Origin of the sequence: Streptomyces sp. NPDC020917 (genome assembly GCF_044333795.1) — a bacterium.
In the GTDB taxonomy this organism is placed as follows: Bacteria; Actinomycetota; Actinomycetes; order Streptomycetales; family Streptomycetaceae; genus Actinacidiphila.
In genome coordinates this window covers 125,156-140,662 of record NZ_JBIRRR010000002.1, presented here as the reverse complement: position 1 = coordinate 140,662, position 15,507 = coordinate 125,156, and the positions used below count along the sequence as shown (strand labels likewise).

General features: G+C 73.2%; 15 protein-coding genes. 8 read left to right on the top strand and 7 right to left on the bottom strand.

Annotated features, from left to right (window positions below):
- Positions 1–473 precede the first annotated feature (473 nt).
- Positions 474–1,682 carry an IS110 family transposase gene (locus tag ACH4TG_RS04555; protein WP_398240672.1) on the bottom strand — a complete coding sequence of 403 codons (1,209 nt, stop codon included), beginning with the start codon at positions 1,680–1,682 and terminating at the stop codon, positions 474–476.
- A 393-nt stretch (positions 1,683–2,075) separates the two neighbouring features.
- On the opposite strand from ACH4TG_RS04555, the gene ACH4TG_RS04550 reads away from it, so the two are divergent.
- Both ACH4TG_RS04550 and ACH4TG_RS04545 read left to right on the top strand, forming a co-directional pair.
- Positions 2,076–2,984: a hypothetical protein gene (locus ACH4TG_RS04550; RefSeq protein WP_398240671.1), complete on the top strand. Its 909-nt coding sequence runs from the start codon at positions 2,076–2,078 to the stop codon at positions 2,982–2,984.
- An 86-nt stretch (positions 2,985–3,070) separates the two neighbouring features.
- Positions 3,071–3,400, top strand: coding sequence for a rhodanese-like domain-containing protein (locus tag ACH4TG_RS04545; RefSeq protein WP_398240670.1), 330 nt, complete (start codon positions 3,071–3,073; stop codon positions 3,398–3,400).
- 97 nt (positions 3,401–3,497) lie between these two features.
- Here ACH4TG_RS04545 and ACH4TG_RS04540 read toward each other — a convergent pair whose 3' ends face one another.
- From ACH4TG_RS04540 to paaA, 5 genes are read right to left on the bottom strand one after another with little or no spacing between them, the layout of a single operon-like run.
- Entirely contained in the window at positions 3,498–4,553 is a 1,056-nt protein-coding gene (locus tag ACH4TG_RS04540; RefSeq protein WP_398240669.1) for a 2Fe-2S iron-sulfur cluster-binding protein, read from the bottom strand.
- The gene (gene paaD, locus ACH4TG_RS04535; RefSeq protein WP_398240668.1) at positions 4,554–5,096 is read right to left on the bottom strand and encodes a 1,2-phenylacetyl-CoA epoxidase subunit PaaD; all 543 of its coding nucleotides are present in this window, start codon (positions 5,094–5,096) and stop codon (positions 4,554–4,556) included.
- Positions 5,090–5,881: a 1,2-phenylacetyl-CoA epoxidase subunit PaaC gene (gene paaC / locus ACH4TG_RS04530; RefSeq protein ID WP_398240667.1), complete on the bottom strand. Its 792-nt coding sequence runs from the start codon at positions 5,879–5,881 to the stop codon at positions 5,090–5,092. Before paaC ends, paaD begins: the two co-directional genes overlap by 7 nt.
- Positions 5,878–6,246: a 1,2-phenylacetyl-CoA epoxidase subunit PaaB gene (gene paaB, locus ACH4TG_RS04525; protein ID WP_398240666.1), complete on the bottom strand. Its 369-nt coding sequence runs from the start codon at positions 6,244–6,246 to the stop codon at positions 5,878–5,880. Before paaB ends, paaC begins: the two co-directional genes overlap by 4 nt.
- Complete coding sequence (gene paaA, locus ACH4TG_RS04520; protein ID WP_398240665.1) at positions 6,243–7,232, bottom strand: 1,2-phenylacetyl-CoA epoxidase subunit PaaA; 990 nt, start codon at positions 7,230–7,232, stop codon at positions 6,243–6,245. Before paaA ends, paaB begins: the two co-directional genes overlap by 4 nt.
- 496 nt (positions 7,233–7,728) lie before the next feature.
- On the opposite strand from paaA, the gene ACH4TG_RS04515 reads away from it, so the two are divergent.
- From ACH4TG_RS04515 to ACH4TG_RS04505, 3 genes are read left to right on the top strand one after another with little or no spacing between them, the layout of a single operon-like run.
- Positions 7,729–8,394, top strand: a complete 666-nt coding sequence (locus tag ACH4TG_RS04515) for a DUF5819 family protein (RefSeq protein ID WP_398240664.1) — start codon at positions 7,729–7,731, stop codon at positions 8,392–8,394.
- Positions 8,391–9,746 carry an HTTM domain-containing protein gene (locus ACH4TG_RS04510; RefSeq protein ID WP_398240663.1) on the top strand — a complete coding sequence of 452 codons (1,356 nt, stop codon included), beginning with the start codon at positions 8,391–8,393 and terminating at the stop codon, positions 9,744–9,746. The genes ACH4TG_RS04515 and ACH4TG_RS04510 overlap by 4 nt, the downstream gene beginning before the upstream one ends.
- Positions 9,747–9,804: 58 nt before the next feature.
- Positions 9,805–10,656 (top strand): TrmH family RNA methyltransferase, encoded by an 852-nt coding sequence (locus ACH4TG_RS04505; protein ID WP_398240662.1) that lies wholly within the window; start codon positions 9,805–9,807, stop codon positions 10,654–10,656.
- Between the two features lie 22 nt (positions 10,657–10,678).
- Here the strand turns inward: ACH4TG_RS04505 and paaN are convergent, their stop codons facing one another.
- Positions 10,679–12,355 carry a phenylacetic acid degradation protein PaaN gene (gene paaN, locus ACH4TG_RS04500; RefSeq protein WP_398240661.1) on the bottom strand — a complete coding sequence of 559 codons (1,677 nt, stop codon included), beginning with the start codon at positions 12,353–12,355 and terminating at the stop codon, positions 10,679–10,681.
- A gap of 164 nt (positions 12,356–12,519) precedes the next feature.
- Here paaN and ACH4TG_RS04495 point away from each other — a divergent pair, with 164 nt between their 5' ends.
- The 3 genes from ACH4TG_RS04495 to ACH4TG_RS04485 all read left to right on the top strand — a co-directional run bounded on the left by ACH4TG_RS04495 (position 12,520) and on the right by ACH4TG_RS04485 (position 15,498).
- Positions 12,520–14,037: a 3-hydroxyacyl-CoA dehydrogenase gene (locus ACH4TG_RS04495; protein WP_398240660.1), complete on the top strand. Its 1,518-nt coding sequence runs from the start codon at positions 12,520–12,522 to the stop codon at positions 14,035–14,037.
- Positions 14,034–14,621, top strand: coding sequence for a TetR/AcrR family transcriptional regulator (locus ACH4TG_RS04490; RefSeq protein ID WP_398240659.1), 588 nt, complete (start codon positions 14,034–14,036; stop codon positions 14,619–14,621). The genes ACH4TG_RS04495 and ACH4TG_RS04490 overlap by 4 nt, the downstream gene beginning before the upstream one ends.
- Before the next feature lie 85 nt (positions 14,622–14,706).
- Positions 14,707–15,498, top strand: a complete 792-nt coding sequence (locus ACH4TG_RS04485) for an alpha/beta hydrolase family protein (RefSeq protein ID WP_398240658.1) — start codon at positions 14,707–14,709, stop codon at positions 15,496–15,498.
- Positions 15,499–15,507 lie beyond the last annotated feature (9 nt).

The following is a 15,507-nucleotide window of genomic DNA, read 5'->3' as shown; positions in this document are numbered from 1 at the left end:
GCGCCCAATGCAAGGTTCCACGTGGAACATCACGGGTGCGGGGGGGTGCGCGGATGGTCCTCGGCCGGTGACGGATCCAGCTCCTGGGTGACGTGCTGGATCGGGTGGGCTGACGTCGATGGAGTGCCGTGCCAGGTGCGGCAGTCGGGCTTCGGGACGGCGGTTCCGCATCTCCGGGCGAGCGCTGGGTGAAGTGTCGACCTGGCTTCTCCGGTCACTGGGTGCTGTGCGCGCTCCAGCGCCGGCGGGGCCCCCGGGGGTTGCGAGCCGCAGCGGCAGAAGCGAGGAGCGCGGCGGGGCGGCGCGGGGTTCCCGCCAGGTGCGGCGCTGGGCGCGGCCGGCCGCTGGACGGACGGTCGGGCGGGGGCGATCCGGCCGGTGGACGGACGGTGCGGGCGCGGGGGCGAGCCGGTCGGTGGACGGAGATGGGGGCGCGGGGGGTGCCTCTATGTCTTTCGTCAAGCTTGGTCTGGTCATGCGGTGACCGCTTCGGGGAGGCGTGATTCGTAGAAGGTGCCGTCGCGGAGCATGGCGAACAGGACGCTGATGCGGTGGCGGGCGAGGCGGAGGAGGGCCTGTGTGTGGGTCTTGCCGCGGGCCCGGCAGCGGTCGTAGTAGCCGCGGGACGCGGGGTCGTGCAGGGCAGCGAACGCGGACAGGAACATCGCGCGTTTGAGTTGCCGGTTGCCACCTCTGGGCGCGTGTTCGCCGTGGATGGAAGTGCCTGACTGCTTCGTGGCCGGTGCGAGGCCGGCGTAGGAGGCCAGGTGCGCGGCGGTGGGGAAGCTGGTGCCGTCGCCGACCGTGACCAGGAGGACTGCGGCGGTCCTGACGCCGACGCCGGGCAGCGACGTCAGGACCTGGGAAGGAGGGTGGGCCTCCAGCAGCTCGTTGATCTGGGCTTCCAGGGCCCGGCGTTGCTCGTGGACGGCCGCGAGGGAACGGGCCAGGGACGGTATGACGATGTCGAGGGTGGCGGTGCCCGGGACGATGACGGTCTGCTCGTCCAGGGCGGTGAAGACGTCGTCGATGAGCCGGGTGGCCATGCGCGGGGCCTTCGGGCGGATCAGCTCGAGCAGTCTGCGGCGGCCGGCTCTCCTGAGGGCGGCCGGGGATCCGTAGCGTTCCAGCAGCCAGGTGACGGCCTGGTGATCGAGGCGGGGGCCGAGGACGCGTTCCAGGCTGGGATGGAACTGGGTGAGCAGACCGCGTATCCGGTTGGAGGTGCGGGTGGCCTCGGCGGCGAGGTCCTGGTCGAAGCCCACGAGGACGGTGAGCTCGGCGGTGATCTCGTCGGTCAGTTCCAGCGAGCGCAGGGTGTGTGGCATGGTGCGGGCGGCGTCCGCGATCACCGTGGCGTCCTTGGCGTCGGTTTTCGCCTCGCCCGGGTAGAGGTCGGCGATCCGCCGCATGGCAAGGCCTGGCAGGTAGGCGACCTGGCAGCCCGCGTCCCGGGCGACAGTCAGTGGCAGGGCGCCGATGGAGGCGGGCTGGTCCACGATCACCAAGACGGTGCCGAATTTCGCGGCGAGCTTGTCGAAGACGGCCCGCAGTTTCGGCTCGCTATTGGGCAGGGGCTTGTCGAAGACCTTCTTGCCGGCCGGGGTCAGTCCGTGGCCGTGATGCGTGGTCTTGCCGACGTCCAGGCCGAGGAAGACGCCCACGCTGTTGATGTCAATCACGGTGCCCCCACTTGCTCAATGCCGTGCTGGCCTGGGCGTCGGGGCCGTTCTCGCGCATCCACGTTATGCAGGCCTGTCGCCCGCAGATGGCCGGGCATTGCGCCCGGCCGGGCGGTGGCCGGACCTCTCATCAGCGTCTCCGACGGCACCCCTCGGGCCCGGTGACACCACCCCCCAGGTCATCCGTTCGACAGGGGGCAAAAGTCATGCCGGGCCCGGAGGCCAGCGGCCCTCTTGCAGGACCGCGAAAAACATAACGGGGCGAGCCGATCGCTGGACCCTGGCGCGGTTGCCGGTGGCGGGTGGGGTGGTGCCGCGTGGCGGCCGGTGGCTGTGGAGGTGTGCGGTGCGTGCTCCGGCCAGGACCGGTGGGACAGGGCCTAGGCTGTCCGGGTGACGAACTCCCCCGGAACCGAATCGTCCGCGACCGCGTCCGCCCCCTCCGACGGGGGCGAGGACCGGCTGGCCAAGGCGGTACGCGCGGCCGAGCAGGCCCTCATCGAGTTCGAGATCGCGGTGGAGACCTTCCGGGTCGAGGTGGAGAACTTCTCCCGGCTCCACCACCAGCGCCTCGGCCCGATGTACGCGCGCCTCGACGAGCTGGACGCCCTCATCGCGGAGGCCGTCGCCGCCCACAGCGGTGACCGGGCGGACATCGAGCGCGCCTGGGAGGCCCGGGCCCTCGTCATGCCGATGCCGGGGGTCGAGGAGCTGTTCGGCGGGATGCTCGGCTCGGACGGCGTGCGGCCGGCGGAGGACGCCAACCCGCCGCGCCGGGTCCGCCCCGGCAAGGAGGCGCAGCGCCTCTACCGCGAGCTGGCCCGCAAGGCGCACCCGGACCTGGCCCAGGACGACGCCGAGAAGGAGCGCCGCAGCGCCTTCATCGCCCGCGTCAACGAGGCGTACGCCTACGCCGACGAGGACGCCCTGCGGGCCCTGTCGGCGGAGTGGGACGCCGGTCCGGAGCCGGAGGAGGCGCCCGCGAGCCAGGCCGAGGTGCTCTACGCCCGGCTGGAGTGGCTGGCCGAGCGCAAGGAGAAGCTGGCGGCCCTGGCGGCCGAGCTGGACCAGAGTGCCATCGGCCAGATGATGCGGCTGGCCCCCGACGACCCCGACGCCCTCCTCAACGAGATCGCCGAGCAGCTGCTGACCCAGGTCTCCCAGCGGGAGGCGCGGCTGGCCGAGCTGGTCCGCCGGCCGAGCAGGCGCAAGGAGTCCGCGGTGTCCGCGCCCTCGCCCTCGCCCGACGAGGAGCCGCAGGCCGGGACGGAGTCCGGGGACGACGGTTCCGGCAGCGACTGAGGTACGTTTGCCGGGTTCCCCGCGAGCGGTCCGCCCCCACCCGGGCTCCGGCCGCCGCGCTCCCGTATCCCAGGAGGCCGCTGCCGATGTTCCGCCCCCAGATCCCCGCGGTGGATGCCGCCGCCGTCCCGGCCGACGCGATCCTGCTGGACGTCCGGGAGAACGACGAGTGGGCCGCGGGGCACGCCGAGGGCGCGGTGCACATCCCGATGAGCGAGGTCGTGGCCCGCATCGCCGAGGTGCCGGACGGCGGCCGGGTCCACGTCGTGTGCCGGGTCGGCGGCCGCTCCGCGCAGGTCACCCAGTACCTGATCGCCCAGGGCATGGACGCCGTCAACGTCAACGGCGGCATGCTCGACTGGGAGGCCGCCGGCCGCCCGGTCGTCGACGGCGCCGGCGGCGGCTACGTCCTGTAGGTCGAGGTCCAGGTCGTCCTGGCCCCGCGTGCCCTGGAGGCTCCGCAGGCCCCCCGGCCCCGCCCGCTGCCGGTACGCCGCCGGCAGCGGGGGTGCCTCAGGCGTCGAAGTCGACCTCGACCACCGGCGTCACCGGGTGCGACTGGCACGCCAGCACGTAGCCCGCCTCGGTCTCCTCCGGCTCCAGCGCGAAGTTGCGGTCCATGCGCACCTCACCGGAGAGCAGCTTCGTCCGGCACGTCCCGCACACCCCGCCCTTGCAGGCGTACGGGGCGTCGGAGCGGTTGCGCAGCACCGTCTCCAGCACCGACTCGCCGTCCTGCGAAGGCCAGCTGCCGCCGCGGCCGTCGAGCGTGGCCCGGATCGTGGCCCCGCCGGCCACCGCGGGCGCCGGCGCCGCCGGCACCTCGTCCACGTGGAAGATCTCCTGGTGGACCCGGGAGCGCGGCACGCCCAGGCTGCGCAGCGCCCGCTCGGCAGAGCCGACCAGCCCCAGCGGACCGCACAGGTACCAGCCGTCCACCTCCGCCACCGGCAGGATCACCGGCAGCAGCGCGGCCAGCCGGTCCGCGTCGAGCCGGCCCGACGGCAGTCCCGCCTGCTGCTCCTCGCGGGACAGCGCGGACACCAGCTGGAAGCGGTCGGGCCACCGGTCCTTCAGGTCCGCCACCTCCTCCAGGAACATCGTGGAGGCGGCCGTCCGGTCGCTGCGCACCAGGCAGAAGGAGGCCTTCGGCTCCCTCGCCAGCACCGTGGAGATCTGCGACAGCACCGGGGTGATGCCGCTGCCGCCGACCACCGCGGCGAACCGTCCGGGCCGCGGCTTCAGCACGAACCGCCCGGCCGGCGTCATCACGTCCAGCACGTCGCCCGCGGCCAGTTCCTTGAGCGCGTAGGTGGAGAACTCGCCGTCCTCGACCAGCCGCACCCCCACCCGCAGCCGCCGCGGGCCGGGCTCGGCCGCGACCGGTACCGGGTCGCACAGCGAGTACGTCCGCCGGGTCTCGGCGCCGCCCACCCGCCGGCGGATCGCGATGTGCTGGCCGGGCGCGTAGCGGTACTGGGCGCGCAGTTCCTCGGGGACGTCGAAGGTGATGGTCACCGAGTCGTCGGTCAGGGGGCGGACCTCCGCCACCCGGAGCGGATGGAACACTCACACCTCCTTGAAGTGGTCGAACGGCTCCCCGCACGACGCGCAACTGCGCAGGGACTTGCACGCGGTGGAGGAGAACCGGCTCAGCAGCCGGGTGTCCGTCGAGCCGCAGTGCGGGCAGCGGATCGCCAGGTCCACGGCCACCGGTCCGGACCCCGCGGGACCGCCCAGCGTCTGCGGGCGCGGCGGCGCCACGCCCGCCTCGGCGAGCTTGCGGCGGCCCTCCTCGCTGATGGCGTCGCTGGACCAGGCCGGCGACAGCACCGTGCGCACGGTGACCTCGGACATCCCGGCGCCCTTCAGCACCTCGGTGACGTCGGCGGCCATGCTCTCCAGTGCCGGGCACGCCGTCCACGTCGGCGTCAGCTCCACCTCGACCCGGCCGGGCCCGAGGACCTGTATGCCGCGCAGCACGCCGAGTTCGGCGAGCGAGACCACGGGCAGCTCCGGGTCCGGCACCTCGCCGGCCAGGCGCAGCAACTCCTTTTCGAGCGAGCTGAGTTCGGCCGTCGGGTTGCTCTGTGCGATGCGGGTGATCACCATGACGCCCCCGGGTGTGCGCGGTGCAGGTACTGCATCTCGGCGAGCAGCCGCCCGAACGACTCGGTGTGCACGCCCTGCCGGCCGGCACCGGCCGACCACGGCGTCCGGTCCGGGCCCTGCGGCAGGGTGAGGGTGGCCCGTTCGACCACCGCTGCCACCCGCTCCAGCCACGGCTCGCGCAGCGCGGGCAGGTCCACGGGGAGGCCGTCGAGCGGCGCGAACAGCTCGCCGGTGTGGCGCCACAGCCCGTCCAGGGCCTGCTGCATCCGCTGGTGGCTCTCCTCGGTGCCGTCGCCCAGCCGCAGCGTCCACTGCTCGGCGTGGTCACGGTGGTAGGCGACCTCCTTGACCGCCTTGGCGGCCAGCGGGGCCAGGTCGCCGCCTTGGTCGGCCAGCGCCCGGTACAGCAGCTCCTGGTAGACGGAGAAGTACAGCTGGCGGGCGATGGTGACGGCGAAGTCCCCGTTCGGCTGCTCCACCAGCTGGACGTTGTGGAACTCGTGCTCCTCGCGCAGGTACGCCAGTTCGTCCTCGTCGCCGGTCAGCGACAGCAGGGTGCGGGCCTGGCCGAGCAGGTCGAGGGCGATGTTGGTGAGGGCGACGTCCTCCTCCAGCACCGGCGCGTCGCCCGCCCACTCCCCCAGCCGCTGGGCGAGCACCAGGGCGTCGTCGCCCAGCGCGCGGGCGGCGGCGCGGGCGGCCCCGGCGAGCACCGTCGCGTCCGGCTCCGGCGCCGCGGACCCGGCGTGGGTCGGCCCGGTGGCGCTCTGCTCGGTGGCGGTCACAGGTGCTTCACCCCTTCCGGGATCTCGTAGAACGTCGGGTGCCGGTAGGGCTTGTCGGCGGCCGGCTCGAAGAACGGGTCCTTCTCGTCGGGGGAGGAGGCGGTGACGGCCGAGGACGGCACGACCCAGATCGACACGCCCTCGGCCCGCCGGGTGTACAGGTCGCGGGCGTTGCGCAGCGCCATCTCCGCGTCGGGCGCGTGCAGGCTGCCCGCATGGCTGTGGCTCAGGCCGCGCCGGCTGCGGACGAAGACCTCCCACAGCGGCCACTGGCCGCTGCCGGCCGAGGCGTCCGCCGCGGGGTCGGCGGCGCTCCGCCCGGCCGGGGACTCGCCGCTCGCGGACCGGCCCGTCTGCCCTGTCATGCCTGTGCCTTCCTGTGCTTGGCCGCATAGGCGGCGGCCGCCTCCCGAACCCAGCTGCCGTTCTCGTGTGCGGTGCGGCGCCGCTCCAGGCGCTGCTCGTTGCACGGGCCGTTGCCCCGCAGCACCTCCTGGAACTCCGTCCAGTCGATCGCCCCGTAGTCGTAGGAGCCGCGCTCCTCGTTCCAGCGCAGGTCGGGGTCGGGGAGGGTGAGCCCGAGGACCTCGGCCTGCGGGACGCATATGTCCACGAAGCGCTGGCGCAGCTCGTCGTTGGAGTGGCGCTTGATCTTCCACGCCATGGACTGGGCGGAGTGCGCGGACGCGTCGTCGGGCGGGCCGAACATCATCAGCGACGGCCACCACCAGCGGTCCACCGCGTCCTGCGCCATGGCGTGCTGGGCCTTCGTGCCGCGGCTGAGGGCGAGCAGCAGCTCGTACCCCTGGCGCTGGTGGAAGGACTCCTCCTTGCAGATCCGCACCATCGCCCGGGCGTAGGGGCCGTAGGAGCAGCGGCACAGCGGGACCTGGTTGGTGATCGCGGCGCCGTCCACCAGCCAGCCGATCGCGCCGACGTCGGCCCAGGTGAGGGTGGGGTAGTTGAAGATCGAGGAGTACCGCTGGCGTCCGGCGTGCAGCTTGTCCAGCAGCTCGTCCCGGCTGACGCCGAGGGTCTCCGTGGCCGAGTACAGGTAGAGGCCGTGCCCCGCCTCGTCCTGCACCTTGGCCATCAGGATCGCCTTGCGCCGCAGGGACGGGGCGCGGGTGATCCAGTTGGCCTCGGGCTGCATGCCGATGATCTCGGAGTGGGCGTGCTGGGCCATCTGGCGGACGAGGGTGGCCCGGTAGGCGTCCGGCATCCAGTCCCGGGGCTCGATCCGGCTGTCGGCCGCCACCGCGGTGTCGAACTCCGCCAGCAGGGCGTCCAGGGCGTCCTGGTCCGGCCCCGCCGGGGCGGTGGCCGCGCCCGGCTCTGCCGTGGTCGTCATCGGGCCCTCCCTCTCTCGTCTGTCCGCTCGTCCGTCCGTCACCTGCCGGGAAACGTCCGCAGAACCTCTGCCGGCGTCCCCGACCGGTTCGCCCGGTTCTGTGCGCAGTCTGGCGCGCACAGGCCCGGCCTGCTCCCCGACCGGACTCCCGGCCGCGTCCCCCGCCGTCCGCCGTCGGCTCGGCGTGTCCGCCAGCCGTCCGCCGACCCGCTCGCCGGCCCGTCGTGCAGGCCGTCCGCCCGGCTGCCGGCCCGGTCGGCCATGCGGTCCGTCCGCCCTCCCGACCGATCGTTCGGTTGCTTCCATGGTCGGTGGCGAGAGATGGGGTGTCAAGCCATTCCAGAGGCTGTGGATAACTCGGTATGGTCACCGCCGGAGCCCGCATCGTCGGTAGCGTGCTGGCGGCACCCGGGCGCCCCCTCGGCGCGGCACACGACCAGTGCACGACCGGGTCCAGGGCCGATCGTGCGCAACGCAAGGGGAGGGCGGAGGGACGATGGACTCGCTGGAGGGGCCGCCTTCACGGGTGGCCGCGCTGTCGCTGCCCGGGCGAATAGTGGTGGCCGTGACGATCGGCGCGGTCGCGGTGGCCGCGCTGTACCACCTCGCGATGGTGTTCCTGCACGTCGCACCGTCGAACACGCTCAGCAAGGAACACGCCACCGCGGTCAACGACTACATCTATCCGGAGTTCGAGCAGAACTGGAAGCTGTTCGCTCCCGATCCGCTGCAGCAGAACATCCACGTCGAGGCCCGCGCCGAGGTGCGCAAGCCCGGCGGCGCGACCGAGACCACCGGCTGGGTCGACCTGACCGGCATGGACATCGCCGCGATGCGCCACGACCCGCTGCCCAGCCACTCGCAGCAGAACGAGCTGCGCCGGGCCTGGTCCTTCTACACCGACACCCACGACACCTCCGAGCAGCCGACCGCCGGCGACCGCAGCGACCTGAGCCGCACCTACCTGCTGCGGATCATCGAGGAGCGCTTCGGCCGGCAGCTCAACGGCGGCCAGGTCGTCCGGGTCCAGGCGCGCGCGGCGACCACTCCCGTCCCGCAGCCGCGGTGGATCAGCGGCTCCTCCGGCACCAGCACGCAGTACCGGCAGCTTCCGTGGTGGATCGTCGACACCCCCTCGACCGGGCAGGAGAAGGCCTCGTGACCACCCCCGGCAGCCACCTCGCGGGCGGCGCCCACCTCCCCGACCCCGCCCGCGGCCCGGCGCAGGACGGCCCCGCGGCCGCCACGGACACCGTGCCCTCGCCGTTCGCCTCGCTGGGCGCGGGCTTCGACCGGGCGCTCAGCCGCGGTCTGCAGCGGGTGACCGGCAGCGCCCTCGCGCCGTACCAGAGCGCCATCGTGCGCATCGGCTTCGGCCTGACCTGGATGCTGTTCCTGCTGCGCGAGTTCCCGCACCGCGCGGAGCTGTACGGCCCCGGCAGCCCGTGGGGCTTCGACCTCGCCAAGCGGCTGCTGGCGAGCAACCACGCGTTCAGCGTGCTGATGTGGAGCGACAGCCGCGGCTGGTTCGAGCTGGTCTACGCGCTCGCGGTGGTGTCCTCGGCGACGCTGATGCTCGGCTGGCGCACCCGCACCTCGTCGCTGCTGTTCATGGTCGGGGTGCTGTCCCTGCAGAACCGCAGCATCTTCATGGGGGACGGCGGGGACAACGTCGTCCACATCATGGCCATCTACCTCGCCTTCACTCGCTGCGCGCAGGTGTGGTCCCTCGACCACCGGCTGGCGGTGCGCCGCGCCGCGGCCCGGCAGGACGATGAGGAGTCAGCCGGCCGCACGGTGCGCGACGCCGACCCGGTGGGCATCGCGCTGTGGGCGGTGCTCGGCGCGGCGCTGGTCGCCGCCTCGGTCGCGGGCAAGCTCACCACCGGCTGGGCGGTCATCTTCTGGCTGTGCTGGATCGGCCAGGCCCTGTGGTGGGCGGTGCGCCGCTACGCGCCGGGCGAGCCGCGCACCCTGATGGCGATCATGGGCGACATCGTGCACAACGGCGCGATGCTGGTGATCGTCGCCGAGGTGTGCCTGATCTACTCCACCGCCGGCTGGTACAAAATCCAGGGCAGCCGCTGGGAGGACGGCACCGCGCTGTACTACCCGCTGCACCTGGACGACTTCACGCCCTGGCCCGCCCTGTCGCACGCCCTGGCCGGCAACGACGTGATGGTCATGCTCATCACCTACGGCACGGTGATCGTGCAGGTGGCCTTCCCCTTCACCCTGTTCAACCGCCGGGTGAAGAACGTCCTGCTGACCGGCATGATGATCGAGCACGCGTCCATCGCGATCGTGCTCGGGCTGCCCTTCTTCTCGCTGGCGATGATCGCCGCCGACGCCGTCTTCCTGCCGACCGGGTTCCTGCGCTGGGCCGGACAGCAACTGGGCCGGGCGCTGCGGCTGCGCAGGCCCGCCCAGGCGGTGGTGATCCATCCGCAGCGCGCCCCGGACGCCTCGGAGTCCGTGCAGGGCGATCCGGCGGCGGAACCCGCGGCCGGGTAGCCGTCGCGGGGCACTCCGGGGTGACCGGCCGGGCCACGGCGGCCCGTAGGGTGGCGCCATGAGCGACGACCCGGGCCGGGCGGCAGCGGCCGCCGCAGCGACGGCAGCCGGCCCGACCGGCCCGACCGGCCCGATCGATGGTGCCCGCGCCGTACGCCGCTGGCAGGACGCGGGTGAGGACGCGGTGCTGCTCGACGGCTTCCACGCCCTCAAGCACGCCCTGCGGTTCGGCGCTGACGTGCGGGTGGCGCTGTGCGCCGACAAGGCCGGCACGCTGCGGCTGGCCGCCGAACTGGCACCCGACCTGGTGGATCGGCTCACCGAGCGCCTCACCGAGGTGCCCGCCGGGGTGCTGCGGGACCTGATGGCCCGGGTGCACCCGACGGCCGTCGCCGCGCTCGCCAACCGCCCGAGCCGCGAGGCCGACCTCGCCGCGCTGTCGGCGCGGCCGCGCCGCGCGCCGGTGGTCGTCCTGGACAACCCCCGCAACCTCGGGAACGTCGGCGCCGTGGTGCGGCTGGCGGCCGGCTTCGCCGCGACCGGCGTCGTCACCACCGGCGACGTCGACCCCTGGCACCCCAACGCCGTACGAGCCGGAGCCGGACTGCACTACGCCACCGCGGTGGAGCAACTGGACCCCGACGCGCTGCCGGACGGGCCGCTGTACGTCCTCGACCCCGAAGGGCACGACATCCGCTCCACCGCCCTGCCCGACGACGCGCTGGTCGTCTTCGGCTCCGAGCGGCACGGGGTCTCCGACGCGCTGCGCGGCCGGGCGGACGCGCTGGTGGCGCTGCCCATGCGCGACCAGGTGTCGAGCTACAACCTGGCCACCAGCGTGGGCATGGCCCTCTTCCACTGGTCGGCGACGTCGGCTTCCCCCCGCGTCCCGCGGCCGGCCGGGCACTGAGCCGCAGGGGGAGACCGGCGGATCACGCGGGCCTGCGCACCTCCACCATCCGGAAGCGGCTTGCCACGAACGCCCCGTCGCACAGGGCGGCGTTCGCGGCCGGGTTGCCGCCCGAACCGTGGAAGTCGGAGAACGCGGCGGTCTGGTTGACGTACACCCCGCCCGTCAGGTTCAGGGACAGCTGGGCGCACTCCTCCCAGCAGACCTCCTCCAGCTTCCGCTCCACCTCGGGCGAGGTGGTGTAGGCGCCGACCGTCATGGCGCCCTTCTCCCGCACGGTGCGGCGCAGCAGCTCCAGGGCGGCGTCGGTGGAGTCGACGGCCACCGCGAAGGACACCGGACCGAAGCACTCGGCCATGAACGCCGACTCCGCCTCGGGCTTGGCGCTGTCCAGCTTGAGCAGCGCCGGGGTGCGCACGACCGCGTCGGGGAACTCCGGGTGGGCGACCGACCGGGACGCGAGCGCGACCTCGCCGATGCCGGGCGCCGCGTCGAGCCGCGCCTTGACCTCCGGGTTCACCAGCGCGCCCAGCAGGGCGTTGGCGCGCGCGTCGTCGCCCAGCAGGCCGTCGACCGCGGCGGCGAGGTCGGCGACCACCTCGTCGTAGCTGCGCGGCCCGGCGTCGGTGGTGATGCCGTCGCGAGGGATCAGCAGGTTCTGCGGGGTGGTGCACATCTGCCCGCTGTACAGGGACAGCGAGAACGCCAGGTTGGAGAGCATGCCGCGGTAGTCGTCGGTGGAGTCGACGACCACGGTGTTCACCCCGGCCTTCTCGGTGAAGACCTGCGCCTGGAGGGCGTGGGACTCCAGCCAGTCGCCGAAGGCGGTGGAGCCGGTGTAGTCGATGACCCTGACCTCGGGGCGCAGCGCCAGGGCCTTGGCCAGGCCCTCGCCCGGGCGCTCCACGGCCAGGCACACCAGGTCGGGGGAGAAGCCCGCCTCGGCCAGCACCTCGCGGGCCACCGAGACGGTGAGCGCGAGTGGCAGCACGGCCCGCGGGTGCGGCTTGACCAGGACGGCGTTGCCGGTGGCCAGCGATGCGAACAGCCCCGGGTAGCCGTTCCACGTCGGGAAGGTGTTGCAGCCGATCACCAGGCCGATGCCGCGCGGCACGGCGGTGAAGGCCTTGCGCAGGGTCAGCGGGTCCCGCTTGCCCTGCGGCTTGACCCAGTCCGCGGTGTCGGGCGTGCGCACCTGCTCGATGTAGGCGTACGCCACCGCCTCGAGCCCGCGGTCCTGCGCGTGCGGGCCGCCGGCCTGCAGGGCCATGGTGAACGCCTGGCCGGAGGTGTGCATGACCGCGTGGGCGAACTCGTGCGTGCGGGCGTTGATCCGGGCCAGGATCTCCAGGCAGACCAGGGCGCGGGCCTCGGGCCCCGCGTCGCGCCATGCCGGCATGGCCGCGCGCATGGCCGGCAGCAGCACGTCCGCGTTCGGGTGCGGGTACTGCACGCCGAGATCCAGGCCGTACGGCGAGTGCTCGCCGCCCGTCCACTCGTCGGTGCCGGGCTGGTCCAGGTCGAACCGGCGGCCGAGCAGCGCCTCGAACGCGGCCCGGCCCTCATCGGCATCGGTGTACGCCTTGGGGTGCTCGGGATAGGGAGACCAGTAGGCGCGGGTCCTGACGGCCTCCAGCGCCTTGTCGAGGGTGCCGCGGTGGCGTTCGACCAGCAGCACGGTGGACAGTTCGGCAGGCATGGGACCAACTCCTCGTCGAGCTGGGCTGAGTGGCTGAGACACCGATAGATTAACCGAATGTTCGGTCGGGACAAGGGGGACCTTCCCGGCCTGTGGACAACTTCGGGACACTCCTGAGTCCAGCCTGGACACCGGGACCTGATTCGCCAGGGAGTCGATCAACCGTGACCGCACTTGACAGCAACAGCACCGTGGCCGTCGTCGGCGCCGGGACGATGGGCCAGGGGATCGCGCAGGTCGCATTGCTCGCCGGCCACCGCGTACTGCTCCACGACGCGCTGCCCGGGCGCGCCCGGGCAGCCGCGGACGGCGTCGCCGGACGGCTGGACGGGCTGGTCGCCAAGGGGCGGCTCGGCGCCGCCGACCACAAGGCGGCGCTCGCCCGGCTGCTGCCCGTCGAGAGCGCCGCGGACCTGGCCGAGTCCGCCCTGGTGGTGGAGGCCGTGGTCGAGGACCTCGCGGTCAAGCAGCAGCTGCTCGCGGAACTGGAGGCCGTCGTCGGCGACGGCTGCCTGCTCGCCACGAACACCTCCTCGCTGTCGGTCACCGCGGTCGCCGGCGGCCTGCGGGTGCCCGGCCGGCTCGTGGGCCTGCACTTCTTCAACCCGGCCCCGCTGCTGCCGCTGGTCGAGGTCGTCGCGGGCGCGGCCAGCGACCCGGCCGCCGTGACCGCGGCCTTCGACACCGCCGCGGCCTGGGGCAAGACGCCGGTGCGCTGCACCGACACCCCCGGCTTCCTGGTCAACCGCATCGCCCGCCCCTTCTACGCCGAGGCCCTGCGCGTCTACGAGGAGCGCGCGGCCGATCCCGCCACCATCGATGCCCTGCTGAGCGAGTGCGGCGGCTTCGCGATGGGCCCGTTCGCCCTGATGGACCTGATCGGGCAGGACGTCAACGAGGCCGTCACCCGCTCGGTGTGGGAGGCGTTCTTCCGGGACCCGAAGTTCACCCCGTCGCTCGCCCAGCGCCGCCTGGTGGAGTCGGGCCGGCTGGGCCGCAAGAGCGGCCGCGGCTGGTTCCCCTACGAGCACGGGGCCGCGGCCGGCGAGCCGGCGCCGGAACCGCACACCGCCGAACCCGCCGCCGCCCCCGCGTACGTGACCGTGCGCGGCGATCTGGGGCCGGCCCGGGTCCTCGCCGAGCTGGCCGGGGCCGCCGGGGTCGAGGTGCGCCGGGAGGCGGCAGCCGGGCCGGGCGCGCTGGTGCTGCCCGGCGGAACGTCACTGCACCTGGCGGACGGCCGGCTGCCCGGGGGCCAGGCGATCCAGTTCGACCTGGCGCTGGACTACCGCACCGCCGCGCGTGTCGGCATCGCCCCGTCCGCGGGCGTGCACGCGGGCGCCGTGGCCGAGGCGACGGGCCTGTTCCAGGCCATGGGCAAGAAGGTCAGCGTCATCAGGGACGTGCCCGGCATGGTGGTCGCCCGCACCGTCGCGCTGCTCGTCGACCTGGCGCTGGACGCCGTCGCGAAGGAGGTGGCCTCCGCGCACGACGTCGACACCGCGATGCGGCTCGGCGTGAACTACCCCCTGGGCCCGCTGGAGTGGGGCGAGCTGCTGTCCGCCGCCTATGTGCAGGATCTGCTCGACGGCCTGCACGCGTGGTACCCCACCGGACGCTACGCACCCTGCACGGAGCTGAGGCGGCGTGCAGCGGCGGCCGAAGGTGTGATCTCCTCATGACCATGCCCAAGCGCGACACCTATACGCCGGAATCGCTCCTCGCCGTGGCCGTCGAGGTCTTCAACGAGCGCGGCTACGACGGCACGTCCATGGAGCACCTCTCCCGCGCGGCCGGCATCTCCAAGTCGTCGATCTACCACCATGTGCGCGGCAAGGAGGAGCTCCTGCACCGCGCCGTGGGCCGCGCCCTGGAGGGGCTGTTCGGGATCCTCGACGAGCGGGGGGCGCGTGAGGGCCGCGCGGTGCGGCGACTGGAGTACGTCACCCGGCGTACCACCGAAGTGCTCATGGACGAACTTCCCTACGTCACCCTGCTGCTGCGGGTGCGCGGCAACACCTCGACCGAGCGGTGGGCGATGGAGCGCCGCAGGGAGTTCGACCAGCGGGTCGCGGCGCTGCTCAAGGACGCCGTAGCGGAAGGCGATCTGCGGGCGGACGTCGAAGCCAGGCTGGCCACCCGCCTGCTGTTCGGAATGATCAACTCGCTGGTGGAGTGGTACCGACCCGACGGCCGGGCCTCGGCCGACGCGCAGCAGGTCGTCGACGCCGTCGTGCGGCTGGCCTTCGACGGGCTGCGTGCGTAGACGCGCGCCCCGCTGACCTGGCGATCCGTCGAGGCTGCGGTCCAGACCATTGACCCCCAGTGGTCAAGACCGCCAGGATCCGGCCATGCTGACGGCTGATCGCTTCCTCGCACGCCTCCGCCCGCCGGCCGGCGCCCCGGTCCGCGCCGTGGCCGCCGCCGGGGTGGCCGTGTCGTTCCTGCTGCTCGCCGGCTGCGGCGGAGGAGGCGGGGGCGGCAAGGCCACCGCCGCGCCGGCGTCCAGTCCCACCGCCACCGCAGACGACTTCGGCTGCCTGTCACCCGAACAGGCCAAGGCGCACTCGGTGACCTTCCCCAGCTCCAGCGGCCAGGACGTCGAGGCGTTCGCCGACGGGACCGGCCACACCGCGCTGATCCTCACCCACCAGGCCGACGGCGACGTCTGCCAGTGGGTGCCGCACGCGATGGAACTGGCGAAGGACGGCTACAAGGTGGTCGCGGTCGACTCCGTCGGCGACGATGTCGCCGAGGTGACCGCGGCGGTGACCTGGGCCCGCGCCAAGGGCGCGACGAAGGTGCTGCTGGTCGGCGCCTCCAAGGGCGGCACCGCGGTACTGGAGGCCGCCGGTTCGATCACCCCGCCGGTGGACGGGGTCGTCTCGCTGTCCGCGCCCACCTCCTACGGCACCATGGACGCCGCCTCGGCCGTGCCGAAACTGACCATGCCCGTCTTCTACATGGCCTCCGACCTCGACTCCCAGTTCGCCGACGCCGCGAAGGAACTGCACAGGACCACCAAGAAGGCCAAGGAGAACGACCTGACCATCGTCGACGGCACCAACCACGGCGTGAGCATGCTGAACGACGGGACCAACTACACCAAGGTCAAGGACTTCCTGAAGAAGTACGGCAGCTGACCCGCGCGG

Bases quoted from the DNA above. Each gene is read 5' to 3' on its own strand.
- ACH4TG_RS04515 (WP_398240664.1), top strand. From the start codon at position 7,729: ATGGACTCGCTGGAGGGGCCGCCTTCACGGGTGGCCGCGCTGTCGCTG.
- ACH4TG_RS04505 (WP_398240662.1), top strand. From the start codon at position 9,805: ATGAGCGACGACCCGGGCCGGGCGGCAGCGGCCGCCGCAGCGACGGCA.
- paaN (WP_398240661.1), bottom strand. From the start codon at position 12,355: ATGCCTGCCGAACTGTCCACCGTGCTGCTGGTCGAACGCCACCGCGGC.
- paaD (WP_398240668.1), bottom strand. From the start codon at position 5,096: ATGGTGATCACCCGCATCGCACAGAGCAACCCGACGGCCGAACTCAGC.
- paaA (WP_398240665.1), bottom strand. From the start codon at position 7,232: ATGACGACCACGGCAGAGCCGGGCGCGGCCACCGCCCCGGCGGGGCCG.
- ACH4TG_RS04545 (WP_398240670.1), top strand. From the start codon at position 3,071: ATGTTCCGCCCCCAGATCCCCGCGGTGGATGCCGCCGCCGTCCCGGCC.
- ACH4TG_RS04485 (WP_398240658.1), top strand. From the start codon at position 14,707: ATGCTGACGGCTGATCGCTTCCTCGCACGCCTCCGCCCGCCGGCCGGC.
- paaB (WP_398240666.1), bottom strand. From the start codon at position 6,246: ATGACAGGGCAGACGGGCCGGTCCGCGAGCGGCGAGTCCCCGGCCGGG.
- ACH4TG_RS04490 (WP_398240659.1), top strand. From the start codon at position 14,034: ATGACCATGCCCAAGCGCGACACCTATACGCCGGAATCGCTCCTCGCC.